This window comes from Herbaspirillum sp. Her3 (assembly GCF_057961275.1).
Genome location: NZ_CM176328.1, coordinates 1,345,689 through 1,358,570 on the forward strand (window position 1 = coordinate 1,345,689; position 12,882 = coordinate 1,358,570).

A 12,882-nucleotide genomic window follows, 5' to 3' on the forward strand; every position below is an offset into this window, starting at 1 on the left:
ACACCACGGAGACACCATGCAATCCTCTCATCCCGGCGAGCAATCGCAGCAGAGCAAGAAAGCCGCCGCCAGCGGCTGGATCGGCTCGGCACTCGAATACTATGATTTCTTCATCTACGCCACCGCAGCTTCGCTGATCTTCCCGCAGCTGTTCTTCCCCAAGGGCGATCCGACCACTGCCATCATCGCCTCCCTGGCCACCTATGGCGTGGGCTACGTGGCGCGTCCCATCGGTGCCTTCGTGCTGGGCCACCTGGGCGATACCCATGGCCGCAAGAAGGTGCTGCTGTGGTGCATGTTCCTGATGGGTTTTTCCACCATCGGCGTCGGGCTCCTGCCGACCTATGACCAGGTGGGCCTGTGGGCCCCGGCGCTGCTGGTGATCATGCGCCTGGCGCAGGGCTTCGCGGTGGCCGGTGAAATCTCCGGGGCCAGTTCCATGATCCTGGAACACTCGCCCTTCGGCCGGCGCGGCTACTATTCCAGCTTCACGTTGCAGGGCGTGCAGGCCGGGCAGATCCTGGCGGCGGCCGTGTTCCTGCCGCTGGCGCACTACATGCCGGCCGAGCAGTTCAACGTGTGGGGCTGGCGCATTCCCTTCCTGCTGAGTTTCCTGGTCATCATCGCCGGCTGGATCATCCGCCGCACCGTCGAAGAAACCCCGCTCTTCAAGGCCGCCGACAAGAAGGAACTGCAGCGCCGCTCGCCGGTGGTGGAAGCCTTCCGCGACAGCTCGCCCAACATGCTGCGCGTGGTCTGCATGGCACTGATGAACGTGATCCCGGTGGTGGCCACCATCTTCGGCGCGGCCTACGCAGTGCAGCCGGCCTATGGCATCGGCTTTGCCAAGGATGTCTACCTGTGGATTCCGGTGGTGGGCAACATCGTGGCGGTGCTGGTGATTCCCTACGTGGGCAAGCTGTCGGACCGCATCGGCCGTCGTCCGCCGATCATCATCGGCTCCCTGCTGGCCGGGCTGTTTGCGTTTGCTTACCTGTATGCGATCAGCATCCGCAACGTCGAGCTGGCCTTCGTGATGTCGATCCTGATGTGGGGTGTGGTCTACCAGGGCTACAACGCGGTCTTCCCCAGCTTCTATCCGGAACTGTTCCCGGCCCGTTCGCGCGTGTCGGCCATGGCCATCGCACAGAACGTGGGCACGGCCATTACCGCCATGCTGCCGGCGCTGTTCACGGCCGTGGCGCCTCCGGGCTCCAACAACATCTGGCTGACCGTGGGCGGCATCGCCTTCGGCATCACCGTGGTGTCGGCGCTGGCAGCGTTCTCTGCACGCGAGACCTATCGCATTCCGCTGGAAAAACTGGGCCTGCCCGATGCCCAGCCCATGCCGCGCAACGAGTATGAACGCCTGCGTGCGCAGGCCGATCTGGAAGGGCGCTACGCCAAATCCTGAAGCGGCCTTGCCTGAAAAAAAACGCTGTTCCTTGTGAGGGAACAGCGTTTTTTTTATTGCCAGTCGTGCTCGGGATCGATGCGCCGTCGCCGCAGCAACATCAGCGCCAGCACCGCCAGTGCCAACAGCACCAGCAGCGCCACGACCGCACCCACACCGACGCCGATGCGCGCCAGCAAGAGCAGCGGCGAGCGCGGGCCACCCTCACGGATCACCGCCACGTCCTCGGCCTTGACCGTCAGGTCGGGGTTGCCGTAGTACTTCAGCAGGTAATTCGACAAGGCCGCCACGTCCTCGTTGGAGAGCTTGTTCAAGGCATTGGGCTGGTCGCCGAAGGGCGGCATGAAGACATGGCCGCCTTCTTCCGTTTCCCGGTCCACGCCGTAAAGGATGGTGGCGATCAGGTTGTTGGCATTGACGCCGGCCGTGGCCGAATTGTGGAACAGGCTGGGGTAGTAGCCATCGCGTGTGCCCTGGCCGTTGTAGCCATGGCAGGAGGCGCAGCTGGCCGAGAACAGGCGGGCGCCCCGGATTTCTTCGGGGCTGTCGGCACTGAGCGCGCGGCCACGGAACTGCGCCAGCGCATTGCCGGCCTTGCCCTGCTCGAAGCGCGTGCCCAAGGGCGGCGGCGTGGATGCATCCGGGCCGATGGCCGGGGTCTGCTTGAGGTAGACGGCGATGGCGCGCAAGTCATCCTCGGTGAGCTTGGAGAAGCTGTGCGTGATCGCCTCGGCCATGCTGCCGGCCGCCTGGGCACGGCCTTCCAGACGGCCGGTCTGCAGATACGCGACCAGTTCGTCCTGGCTCCAGGTGCCGATGCCGGCGGTGGGGTGCGAGGTGATGTTGGGCGCATACCAGGGACCGACCTGGGCACCGGAGAGGGCCAGGTCGGTTTTTTCCTGCATCAGCAGACCGCGCGGCGTATGGCAGCTGCTGCAATGCGCCGGTCCTTCCACCAGGTAGCGTCCGCGCAGCCACTGTGCTGAGCGCTGCGGGGCAGGCGCCAACGGTTGGTCCTTGAGGAAGAGCGCATTCCACACTTTCATCGAGGCCCGGATGTTCATCGGGAAGGGCAGGGCGGTGCTGCGCGTGGGCGCATCGACGGGGGCCACGCCCTTCATGAAGTAGGCGTACAGGGCTGCTACGTCCGCATCGGTCAGGGCCGCGTAGGCGGTGTAGGGCATGGCCGGATACAGGTTGGCACCGTCGGCGCGCACGCCCCGGCGCAGGGCGGCGGCGAACTGCGCTTGGCTGTAGTTGCCGATGCCGTGGGTCTTGGAGGGCGTGATGTTGGTGGCGATGATCTCGCCTACCGGTGAGGCGATGGCCAGGCCACCGGCCATGGGCTTGCCGTGCGGCGCGGTGTGGCAGGCGATGCAGTCCGAGGCGATGGCCAGGTAGCGGCCACGCTCGATGAGCATCGCCTCCGCTGAAGGCGCCGCTGCTGGTGCGGGTGCGCTTGTGGGGACGCTTGCGGCCGGGGTAGCGGGCTCGGGCGTCTGGGCCAGGGCGGAGGTGGACAGCAAGGCGCTGGCCAGGCCGATGAGGATCAGTGTCTTCATGGTCGGCCTCACGCTTTCTGCAACTGACGCAGGATGGCATCGGCCGCCTTCAGGCCCAGTGCCGCCATGCTCAGGGTGCTGTTGCCGCAGGCGGTGCTGGGCATGGCGCCGCCACCGGGCAGGAACAGGTTGTCGTGGTCATGGGCGCGGCAGTCGGCATCGACCACCGAGGTGGCGGGGTCCGTGCCCATGATGGTGCCGCCCATGATGTGCTTGCTCTGGGCGAAAGCAGGGCTGACCTTGATGTCGGTGGCGCCCATGGCCTCGGCGATCTTGCGGCCGATCGGCAGGGAATACAGCTCGGCCGACTTGCGCGTGTAGTCGCCCACGTCGTAATGGATGGCCGGACGCGGCAGGCCCAGCCAGTCCTTCTTGCCGGAGAGCGTCAGGCGGTTGTCGGCGTCGGGCAGCACCTCGTGCGCCAGCACGATGTCGGCGGTGCAGGCGGTCATGCGGCGGATCTCTTCATCCAGCGCCTGGCCGACCAGGCCCTTCTTCAAGGCCGCAAAGGTGACGAAGCGATTGCGTGCGAAATTGTTGTAGCGGAAGTAGGCGCCCGCGTATTCGGCGCGGAAGCTGCCTTGCGAGGTTTCCATGATGCCGCTGTTGACCACCGGACCGACGCCGGACCAGTAGGGTTCGGCCAGGGTCAGCGTCATGGTCAGTTGCGGATGGTCCATCATGTTGCGGCCCACCTGGTCGGAGCTGTTGGCCAGCCCGTGCGGGTTGCGGCCGTCGGCCGACATCAGCAGCAGCTTGGGGGTTTCGATGCCATTGCAGGCCAGCACGAAGAGCTTGCCGGTGACGCGGTGGCTCACCTTGTTGGCGTCGAAATAGTTGACTGCCTGCACGCGGTTGGCGGCATCGGTCTCGACCTTGTAGACCACGGCATCGGTGAGGATGGTGGCGCCCTTGGCTTCCAGTCGGGCCAGCGCGGTGGCGGCGTCGTACTTGGCGCCGACCGGGCAGACCGGCACGCAGTTGTTGTTGGCGCAGCAGGCCGGGCGCTCATCGTAGGGCATGCCGCTGTTGCGGGCCTGGGCCGTCGGGATGTTGTGGTAGCCCAGTGTCTTGACCACTTCGGTAAAGCGCTGCTCGCCGGGGCTGAAGGGCAGCGCCGGCATGGGGTAGGGGGCCGAGCGTTGCGGCGGCCATTGCAGGGCCGGATCGGACGGACCGCAGATGCCCAGCTTGTGTTCGACCCGGGTGTAATACGGTTCCAGCACGTCGTAGCCGAAGGCCCAGTCGCGGCCCACGCCGTAGAGCGTGTGCAGTTGCATGTCCTCGGGCGTGAGGCGCCAGCAGGTACCGGCCCAGTGCCAGGTGGAGCCGCCGGCATAGCGGATGAAGGTCTGGGCGTATTTGTCGGGACCGGACAGTTCCAGGTAGTGATCGTCCGGATTCTCGCTGGAGGGCATGGGATGCGGTGCCCACGGGCGCGGCGGATAGCAGGAGGACGGATCGCCCTTGAGCGCCAGCGGCAGGTTGCGGAAGTTTTCCACCACCTCGGCGCGCGCCACGCGCGGGCCGGCTTCCAGCATCAGGACGGTGATGCCGGCATCCAGCAGTTGTTCGGCGATGAGCACGCCCACCACGCCGGTGCCGACGATGACGACTTCGGCTTTGTTGTTGCTGTTCATACGATGAAGTGTCGGTAGGTTGATCAGAAGCGCGGCATGTCGGCCAGCGGCACGGTGGCCTGGCGCCAGCGGTTGGGGCCGCTGATGCCATAGGAGGGGATGGCGACCACGTCCAGCGTGGTCTGGTAGGTCAGCGCTTCTTCATAGGTGAAGACGGTGGCATTGCGCTTGGGCGAGGAGCAGCCGGTGTACCAGGCGAAGATGATCCAGTAGGCCAGGGTCTGCTGCGGGCCAGCGGGGATGTCGGCGAAGAAGTCTTCGACCTTGTGGGCCTGCTTCTGCTCGGCGAGGGCCAGCAATTGCTGCATGAGGGTGTCGAGGTCGGCGTGTTCGCGCGCGGCTACTTCCAGCATGCGCGCGCCCACGGCGGGATTCAGGCGGTGGTTCACCAGCAGCGCGGACAGGCGCATGAAGGGCGCAAGGAGCGGGCTGTCGGGCTGGGGGATGGCCCAGGAAGGCAGACTGGACAAGGCCACGTAGCTGCCCAGTAGGCTCACGCCGGTCAGCAGCAGGCTGCGCCGGGACATCGTGACTTGGTGGGGAAATCGTTTCATTGGCGGCGGCGATGGCATGTGCTCAGGGCGAGGGCGGGCCTGATGGCGGCGGCCTCGATGACCGAGACGATGCGTCTTGTGGTGGAGGTGAGTGCTGTCGTGTTGCAGGGGTAAAGCGGGAGAGGCAACGCTGCGCATGTTAACAGGGTTTGCGTCGGCGTGCAGGAGGGTGTTGCGTCAAGGCATCGACCCACGCTTGCGGGGAAAAATGCCTTCTCTTTGCGCAATTGAAAGCCTGTCCAGATAGTGATAATCCCCTTCAGAAAGAGGAGCCACCAGCCGACACCGGCCAGGCGGCGCAAGACGGTGAAGACAAACAGGGGGCGGTGATGATGGCGTGGTTCAAGAATCTGAAGATTGCCAGGAAGTTGCAACTGGCGTTTCTGACGGTGCTGGTATTGATGGCGGTCCTGGGGATCTTCTCGATCAGCCAGTTGGCCAAGGTCAAGAATGCGTCCTCTGAAATATCGCGCGACTGGATGCCGGCGCAGAAGAAGCTGGGCGACATCAAGCTGTATTTCGTGCGCCTGCGCGGCACCGAGTCGCAACTGGCGATCTACGATGGCGACGTCGAGGCCATGAATGGCCTGGTCTCGCGCAGCCAGGCCATCCTGAGCGGCCTGGACAAGACCATGAAGGATTACGAAGCGACCCTGGATACGCCGCAGGAGCGCGAGATCTATCCCAAGGTGGCGGCGCAGATTGCCGAATTCCTCGGCGAGCACAAGAAGATCGTGGCGGCCTTCCTGGCCAAGGACAATGCGCAAGGGCGCGATCTGTTCCTGGGCTATTCCAACAAGCTCTATCCGCAGATCCTCGGTGACCTGGAAAAGCTCATCAAGATCAACCAGGACGGCGGCGATGCCGCCACCGCCGGGGCCGACGAGACCTTTGGCCAATCGCGCGTGGGCGTGCTGGGACTGTTGGTCGCGGCACTGGCCATCGGCATGGGACTGGCGCTCTACATGGCGCGCATCATCGCCGCGCCGCTGCAGGATGCGGTGGACGTCGCACGCCGCGTGGCCGGCGGCGACCTCGGTGCCGAGATCACGGTGCGCAGCAAGGACGAGACCGGCCAGCTGATGCAGGCGCTGCAGACCATGAACGAGGGCTTGCGCCAGGTGGTCGGCCAGGTGCGCAATGGCACCGACAGCATCGCCACGGCCTCCACCGAGATCGCCACCGGCAACCTGGACCTGTCGCGCCGTACCGAGCAGCAGGCCACCGCGCTGGAAGAGACGGCCTCGGCGCTGGAGGAGCTGACCTCCACCGTCAAGCAGAATACCGACAACGCCCGCCAGGCCAATCAACTGGCCATGGCCGCCTCGGGCGTGGCCGCGCGTGGCGGCGGCGTGGTGGGGCAGGTGGTGCAGACCATGGAAGCCATCAACGATGCCTCCAACCGCATCGTGGAAATCATCAGTGTGATCGACGGCATCGCTTTCCAGACCAACATCCTGGCCTTGAATGCCGCCGTCGAAGCGGCTCGCGCCGGTGAGCAGGGGCGCGGCTTTGCCGTGGTGGCCTCGGAAGTGCGTTCGCTGGCCCAGCGCTCGGCCTCGGCCGCCAAGGAAATCAAGCAGCTGATCGACGATTCGGTCAGCAAGGTCGGCGCCGGGACCACGCTGGTGCGCCAGGCCGGCACCACCATGTCGGAGGTGGTGGAGAGCGTCAAGCGGGTGACCGACGTGGTCTCCGAGATTTCTGCGGCCAGCACCGAACAGAGCGTGGGCATCGACGAGATCAACCGCGCCGTGTCACAGATGGATGAAGTCACGCAACAGAATGCGGCCCTGGTGGAACAGGCCGCTGCGGCCGCGCAATCCATGCAGGAACAGGCCTCAGGCCTGGCCAATACGGTCAGCGTGTTCAAGCTGCGCTAGGCTGGCCTAGCCAGGCGTGGACGGCCTGGCGTCTTGCTGGCGCTGCAACTGCTTGTCGTCGTTGGCCTGCCGCTGCGCCGGTGGCAACGGTGTTTTCTGCTGCAGCTGCGCCTTGACCTTTTCACGCAGTTCGCTGAAGACATCCATTTCCAGCAAGGCCGTGCGCTTGAGCAGTTTTTCCATCATCTTGCGCAACCGGGCTTGCGTCTGTGCCTGCGATGCCGCCATGTCAGGCTGGCTGGCCAGGACTTGCTGCATCTCTTCTGCCCATTGCTGACGGCCTTGTATGGACAGGCTGACCACCGACGAGGCCAGTGGCTGCTCGGTAGCGGCCAGGTCTGGCGCGGGTGCGCGCGCGGCCGCATCAATCTTGTATGGATCGTTCGAGGATGTTGTTTCTGGAGAAATTTTCATGGCGCTCACGAAAGCAAGGCAGATGCTGTCGTATCGGCCCTTGTATGGTGTGGCTTGAGGGATGTCAGGATTTTTTCTTTTCCTGACCCATGCAACTTTCGGTCTGTCTGGCAACCTTAATCAGGTGATACGCAATCGTGTAGTGACGAAACGTCATTGGATCTTTGCGCAATAAAAACACCGAGCCATTCTCTCCATGAACCATCACCCGCAGTTCCTTCCTCCTGCTGCCGTCCCGACCGTGCGGCCCAGCCGCATTTCGCTGCTCAGTACCGGCATTGCCGGTTTTGACGAGATCCTGGGCGGTGGCCTGCCGGCCGGCAGCCTCTATCTGATCCAGGGGCTGGCCGGCAGCGGCAAGACTACGCTGGCCTCGCAGGTGGGATTTGCCCAGGCGCGCAGTGGCAACAAGGTGATGCTGTTGACGCTCATTGCCGAATCCCACGCCAAGATGCTCAATCACGTGAGCAATTTTGACTTTTTCGACGAGAGCCTGGTGGGCGACCAGATGCAGATGCTCAGTGGTTATGGCGCCCTGGCCAGCGAGGGCCTGCGCGGCCTGCTGCGCCTGATCAGCGCCGAACTGAACCGCCATCGACCGGCCATGCTCATCATTGACGGTTTCCGTTCGGTGCGCGATTCGGGACCGTCGGACCTGAACCTGTCGGAATTCATGCATTCCCTCAATGCGCTGGTGTTCACCATGAACTGCACCACGCTGCTGCTTTCGCCGGTGGAAGGCAACATGCCCGAATCGGAAAACACCCTGGTCGATGGCGTCATCGAACTGAGCCAGCATGAGTCCGGCATGCAACTGGTGCGCGAGATCAAGGTCTTCAAGCTGCGCGGCGCCAACCATCTGCTGGGCAAGCACGTCTTCGAGATCAATCAGAGCGGGGTCGAGATATTCCCGCGCTTCGAAGCCACCGCCACCCGCGCCGGCAAGGTGCCGGGCACTTCCGACCGCTACGTCAGCGTGGGCATCCCTTCCTGGGACAAGTGCATCGGCGGCGGCGTGGTCAGTGGTTCGCTGACCTGTCTCTTGGGCAGCCCCGGCGTGGGCAAGACGCTGATGGGTCTGCACTTCATCGAGCAGGGTTTGAAGGATGGCCAGCAATGCCTGATCCTGGGTTTCTACGAATCGCCCGAACGCCTGCTGGCCAAGGCGCGCAAGGCCGGCATGCAGCTCGATGCCCATATCGACAGCGGCGCGCTGCAGATGATGTGGCAGCTGCCGCTGGAAATGCTGTGCGACGACCTGGCCAAGCGCATGCTGGACAACATCGCCCGGCGCGGCGTGACGCGCCTGTTGATCGATGGCGTGGATGGCCTGCGCAGCATCGTGGTGCAGCAGCAGCGCATGCGGCCCTTCCTGGTAGCGCTGACCAATGAATTGCGCGCGCGCGGGGTGACCACCTTCATCACCGAGCAATTGCCGTATTTCCGCGAATCGCGCCCCCAGGTCGACCCCAGTTCCTCGCAGCTGTACGAAAACATGATGCTGCTGGAATACGTGGTCAAGGATAACGTCAACCGCCGCCAGATCTCCGTGATGAAGCTGCGCGAAAACGGCTACGACGGCGCCAGCCGCCTGATGAACATTTCGGATGCCGGCATCGAGATCGATGGCCTGGTCTCTCCTGTTTCCGCGCCGCTTGCGGATGGACGCTGACCATGCCCGGTGTGTCACCTCCACAGCAGGGGGCGCAGCCCCTGCTCCTGATCGTCGACGATGAGATCGACATCACCGATACCTATGCCATGCTGCTGGAGCTGCATGGCTACCGGGTGGTGACGGCCAGCCACGGCGCCGATGCGCTGGCCAAGGTGCAGCAGGAATGGCCCGATCTGGTCATCTCGGATTGCATGATGCCGGTGATGAACGGTCTGGAGCTGTGTTCGGCGCTGCGCGCGCTGCCCGGTGGCGCAACGCTGCCCGTCATCCTCTGCAGCGGCGCGCCGGAACGCCATAATCTGTCGCAATCCAGTCACAACCTGTTCCTGCGCAAGCCGGTGTTTTTCGAACATCTGCTCGCAGAAATCCAGCGCCTGCTGCCCGCGCGTTCCTGACCTCTCCACGCCTCTGAAGCCGCATCCGCCCAAGCTCTGCCCTGGTAGCGGGCGCGGTCTTGTGCCGTCCCTCCGCTCTGTCTGAACGATGACCCCGTTGCGGTGCGCCACCCGCCTGCACCTTGCGGTAGCGCAATGTTGTCCAACTTTCAGGAATTTCCTGATATCGCGTTTCATCGCCAACCATCACCATCATTCACAACAAGTCACCGTGACAGCAGGTACGGGATAGAGGGCGGGACGAAGGCAGGAGGAGACATGATGGAAACCGGCAACAAGGCCGCGACCGTACTGGTCGTGGAAGATCATCCCGAGTCGCGCGAGATGCTGTGCGGGATCTTGCGGCAGGGCGGGCTGCAGGCCGTGGGGGCGGCCGATGGCGTGGATGCCATCGCGCAGCTGCAGGTGCAGGCACCGGCCCTGGTGCTGACCGATCTGCGCATGCCGCGCATGGATGGCATGGAACTGGCGCGCTACATCAAGTCGCATGAACGGTTTGCGCAAATTCCCGTGGTGCTGATCAGCGCCCATTTGCCGGCTGCCAGTGCACGCATTCCCTCGATTGCCGCTTTTCTGCTCAAGCCATGTTCGGTCGACCACCTGCTGGGTACCGTCAACGGCCTGTTGCGCCAACATGCGCAAAGCCAGGCCCAGTGGAGTTTTCAGGTGTAAGGGATCTGCGAGTTTTTATGATTTTATCCGCAGATATTTTCTGTATAACGTTGTGACTTTGGAAAGCATTTGCGCGCCCGGGGGTGGGTGTGCAATCCCGTAGCGAAAACAGGCGGGGATGCGCCGGCAGTCATAAAAGCTTCTTCCGGAACACTAGAGTGATGAAAGTACTTATCGTAGAAAGCGATCTCGACTGGCGTAATACGTTGAGCGCACATGTGGGGGAATTGGGTTACGAGATATCGGTCTGCTCGGCAATGGGCCAGGCCAGGGACATCCTCAAGAGCCGTCAGCCCGACATCCTGCTATCTGACACCAGCCTGCCCGATGGCAGCCTCTTGCCCGAACTGGCTTCGCTGCGGCAGAACTTCCCGTCCATGGGCATCGTCGTGCTGACCGGCGCCCCGCGCAGCGAGGAACGGGTACGCTGCATGAGCGACGGCGCCGATTACTGCCTGGGCAAGCCGGTCAAGCTGGAAGAAGTCTCGGCCACCCTGACGGCCCTGGCGCGCCGCATGAAGACCGCGCCGCACCAGAGTTCGCCGCAGGCGGAGAAGTGGGCCTTCCACCGCCGCTCGGGGCGCCTGTCCAGCAATGGCACCGTGGCGCTGCAATTCACCGACAAGGAAAGCACCGCCCTGGCGGCGCTGCTGCAAAGCCCCAACTATCCGGTCTCGCATGGCCAGTTGTTCGACCTGCTGCGCTCCGGCGGCGAGGAGTACGATGCCCACCGCATCGATGCCCTGATCTACCGCGTACGCCAGAAACTGCGTTCGCTGGAGGAGGCGCCCATGCAAATCCGCAACATCTATGGCGAAGGCTTCCTGATGTTGCGCCGTTCCTCGGCGGTCGACATCGTTCTGGAATCCTGAGCGGAACTGACGCCGCGGGCTCGCTACGACGGGCCCGCGCAGGCGCCGCAAAATCTGGCCAATTCGTTCATATGTACGTAAAGCTCGCGTTGCAGCAAGGCTGCCAGGCGGGCTTTTTTGTTTTTCAACGGGCGAGAAACTTCATCTGGCCTGAAACCAGCGTGGATGCTGCCCCACCCTCCGATGGCGGCAAGAAATGCTGCGTCGCGCAAGTTTGGCCGCTTTTGGGGTATGATTAAGCAGGTTTCGACGCTAAATCGTATTTCTTCGCTTTACGTTTTCCGCTGAATCTGTCCTTCGCAGACATGCCGTCTGCGGCCACCCGACCGAACAAAGTTGAAGCAGGCCTTCCGGCCCGCTGCGGCATTGCCATGGGCTTCTTTGCTCCTGACTGATGCTGACGGCGGACCGGATGGCTGCTTTGCCGTTAGTGAACCATCATGACCACTTCCGCTGAATTGACCGGGGCTCTCAGTGAGTCCCAGCACCGACCGCTTACTTCCTCCGACTACCGCACCCTGAGCCTGTCCGCCCTGGGCGGCACGCTGGAGTTCTACGATTTCGTCATCTACGTGTTCTTCGCGGCCGTGGTGGGCAAGCTGTTCTTCCCGGCCGACATGCCCGAATGGCTGCGCATGCTGCAGACCTTCGGCATCTTCGCCGCCGGCTACCTGGCGCGCCCGGTGGGCGGCATCATCATCGCCCACTATGGCGACGTGATCGGTCGCAAGCGCATGTTTACGCTGTCCATCTTCCTGATGGCGGTGCCCACTCTCGTGATCGGCCTCTTGCCCACCTACGCCAGCATCGGCGTGGCCGCGCCCATCCTGCTGCTGTTGATGCGCACCCTGCAGGGCGCGGCCATCGGCGGTGAAATGCCCGGCGCCTGGGTCTTCGTGGCTGAACACGTGCCGGCCAACCGCTACAGCTTCGGTGTCGGTTCGCTCACGGCGGGCATTACCGGCGGCATCCTGCTGGGTTCGCTCATGGGCATCTTCATCAACAGCGTCTACGCCCCGGCTGAAGTGGCGGCCTACGCGTGGCGCATTCCCTTCATCCTGGGTGGCGTGTTCGGGCTGGTGTCGGTCTACCTGCGCCGCTATCTGGAAGAAACCCCGGTGTTCCGCGAACTGGCTGCGCGCCGCAAGGAGTCCAGCGAGATGCCGTTGAAGACCGTGCTGCGTGAACACCGCGCGGCCAGCGTGCTGACTGCCGGCATGACCTGGTGCCTGTCGGGCGCGGTGGTGGTGGTGATCCTGATGACGCCTTCCTACCTGCAGACCGTACATCACCTGCCGGCCAAGCTGGTGATGCAGGCCAACTGCGCCGGCACGCTGATGCTGACCATCGGTTGCCTGGCCATCGGCTGGCTGTGCGACCGCATCGGCACCCGCGCCGGCATGATCATCGGCTGGGGTGGCCTGGGGCTGTCGACCTGGTGGTTCTACGGGCAGTTGCCGGGTTCGCCGGAGTCGCTGATCTGGGGCTATGCGCTGGTGGGCCTGTTCGTGGGCAGCATTTCGCTGACCCCCATCGTGTCCACCCGCGCCTTCCCGCCGGCGGTGCGTTTTACCGGCTTGTCCTTCGCCTACAACATGGCTTATGCCGTTTTCGGCGGCTTGACGCCGGTACTGATCTCGCTGTGGATCAAGGCTGATCCGCAAGGCCCGGCGCTGTATGTGATCGGCTTGTCGATCCTGGGCGTGCTGCTGGCGTTCGTGCCGATGAGCAGCAAGGGTTACAAGGCCTGATCGGGAAGACCGCTGCAAGTTGAAGAGGCCCGGTACCGCAAGGTACCGGG

The 12,882-nt window shown here is 63.8% G+C and carries 11 protein-coding genes; 7 read left to right on the forward strand and 4 right to left on the reverse strand.

The features are described from left to right. Window positions 1-16: 16 nt before the first annotated feature. Window positions 17-1,414, forward strand: coding sequence for an MFS transporter (locus tag ACVC5H_RS06130; RefSeq protein WP_489621480.1), 1,398 nt, complete (start codon window positions 17-19; stop codon window positions 1,412-1,414). A gap of 53 nt (window positions 1,415-1,467) precedes the next feature. On the opposite strand, the gene ACVC5H_RS06135 is transcribed toward ACVC5H_RS06130, so the two are convergent. The 3 genes from ACVC5H_RS06135 to ACVC5H_RS06145 are packed head-to-tail and all read right to left on the reverse strand — an operon-like array spanning window position 1,468 to window position 5,143. Further along, window positions 1,468-2,976: a c-type cytochrome gene (locus tag ACVC5H_RS06135; protein WP_489621481.1), complete on the reverse strand. Its 1,509-nt coding sequence runs from the start codon at window positions 2,974-2,976 to the stop codon at window positions 1,468-1,470. A gap of 8 nt (window positions 2,977-2,984) precedes the next feature. Then, on the reverse strand, window positions 2,985-4,616 hold the full coding sequence (locus tag ACVC5H_RS06140) for a GMC family oxidoreductase (protein ID WP_489621482.1): 1,632 nt from the start codon (window positions 4,614-4,616) through the stop codon (window positions 2,985-2,987). Window positions 4,617-4,639: 23 nt separating this feature from the next. Continuing rightward, on the reverse strand, window positions 4,640-5,143 hold the full coding sequence (locus ACVC5H_RS06145; RefSeq protein ID WP_489621483.1) for a sorbitol dehydrogenase family protein: 504 nt from the start codon (window positions 5,141-5,143) through the stop codon (window positions 4,640-4,642). Between the two features lie 359 nt (window positions 5,144-5,502). Between ACVC5H_RS06145 and ACVC5H_RS06150 the strand changes: the two genes are divergently transcribed. Next, window positions 5,503-7,053, forward strand: coding sequence for a methyl-accepting chemotaxis protein (locus ACVC5H_RS06150; RefSeq protein WP_489622655.1), 1,551 nt, complete (start codon window positions 5,503-5,505; stop codon window positions 7,051-7,053). A 6-nt stretch (window positions 7,054-7,059) separates the two neighbouring features. Here the strand turns inward: ACVC5H_RS06150 and ACVC5H_RS06155 are convergent, their stop codons facing one another. Beyond that, window positions 7,060-7,467: a hypothetical protein gene (locus ACVC5H_RS06155; RefSeq protein ID WP_489621484.1), complete on the reverse strand. Its 408-nt coding sequence runs from the start codon at window positions 7,465-7,467 to the stop codon at window positions 7,060-7,062. 196 nt (window positions 7,468-7,663) lie between these two features. Here ACVC5H_RS06155 and ACVC5H_RS06160 point away from each other — a divergent pair, with 196 nt between their 5' ends. The 5 genes from ACVC5H_RS06160 (at window position 7,664) to ACVC5H_RS06180 (ending at window position 12,832) form a co-directional block, all read left to right on the forward strand. Beyond that, window positions 7,664-9,139, forward strand: coding sequence for a DUF7125 family protein (locus ACVC5H_RS06160; RefSeq protein WP_489621485.1), 1,476 nt, complete (start codon window positions 7,664-7,666; stop codon window positions 9,137-9,139). A gap of 2 nt (window positions 9,140-9,141) precedes the next feature. Then, entirely contained in the window at window positions 9,142-9,537 is a 396-nt protein-coding gene (locus tag ACVC5H_RS06165) for a response regulator (RefSeq protein WP_489621486.1), read from the forward strand. A 258-nt stretch (window positions 9,538-9,795) separates the two neighbouring features. Then, window positions 9,796-10,209 carry a response regulator gene (locus ACVC5H_RS06170; RefSeq protein WP_489621487.1) on the forward strand — a complete coding sequence of 138 codons (414 nt, stop codon included), beginning with the start codon at window positions 9,796-9,798 and terminating at the stop codon, window positions 10,207-10,209. Window positions 10,210-10,370: 161 nt separating this feature from the next. Beyond that, complete coding sequence (locus ACVC5H_RS06175; RefSeq protein WP_489621488.1) at window positions 10,371-11,081, forward strand: response regulator transcription factor; 711 nt, start codon at window positions 10,371-10,373, stop codon at window positions 11,079-11,081. Window positions 11,082-11,521: 440 nt separating this feature from the next. Further along, window positions 11,522-12,832 carry an MFS transporter gene (locus ACVC5H_RS06180; protein ID WP_489621489.1) on the forward strand — a complete coding sequence of 437 codons (1,311 nt, stop codon included), beginning with the start codon at window positions 11,522-11,524 and terminating at the stop codon, window positions 12,830-12,832. The last annotated feature ends 50 nt before the right edge of the window (window positions 12,833-12,882 follow it).

Excerpts from the sequence above, each read along its gene's own strand:
- ACVC5H_RS06130 (WP_489621480.1), top strand. The coding sequence starts at position 17 with ATGCAATCCTCTCATCCCGGCGAGCAATCGCAGCAGAGCAAGAAAGCC.
- ACVC5H_RS06135 (WP_489621481.1), bottom strand. The coding sequence starts at position 2,976 with ATGAAGACACTGATCCTCATCGGCCTGGCCAGCGCCTTGCTGTCCACC.
- ACVC5H_RS06140 (WP_489621482.1), bottom strand. The coding sequence starts at position 4,616 with ATGAACAGCAACAACAAAGCCGAAGTCGTCATCGTCGGCACCGGCGTG.
- ACVC5H_RS06145 (WP_489621483.1), bottom strand. The coding sequence starts at position 5,143 with ATGTCCCGGCGCAGCCTGCTGCTGACCGGCGTGAGCCTACTGGGCAGC.
- ACVC5H_RS06150 (WP_489622655.1), top strand. The coding sequence starts at position 5,503 with ATGGCGTGGTTCAAGAATCTGAAGATTGCCAGGAAGTTGCAACTGGCG.
- ACVC5H_RS06155 (WP_489621484.1), bottom strand. The coding sequence starts at position 7,467 with ATGAAAATTTCTCCAGAAACAACATCCTCGAACGATCCATACAAGATT.
- ACVC5H_RS06160 (WP_489621485.1), top strand. The coding sequence starts at position 7,664 with ATGAACCATCACCCGCAGTTCCTTCCTCCTGCTGCCGTCCCGACCGTG.
- ACVC5H_RS06165 (WP_489621486.1), top strand. The coding sequence starts at position 9,142 with ATGCCCGGTGTGTCACCTCCACAGCAGGGGGCGCAGCCCCTGCTCCTG.
- ACVC5H_RS06170 (WP_489621487.1), top strand. The coding sequence starts at position 9,796 with ATGATGGAAACCGGCAACAAGGCCGCGACCGTACTGGTCGTGGAAGAT.
- ACVC5H_RS06175 (WP_489621488.1), top strand. The coding sequence starts at position 10,371 with ATGAAAGTACTTATCGTAGAAAGCGATCTCGACTGGCGTAATACGTTG.
- ACVC5H_RS06180 (WP_489621489.1), top strand. The coding sequence starts at position 11,522 with ATGACCACTTCCGCTGAATTGACCGGGGCTCTCAGTGAGTCCCAGCAC.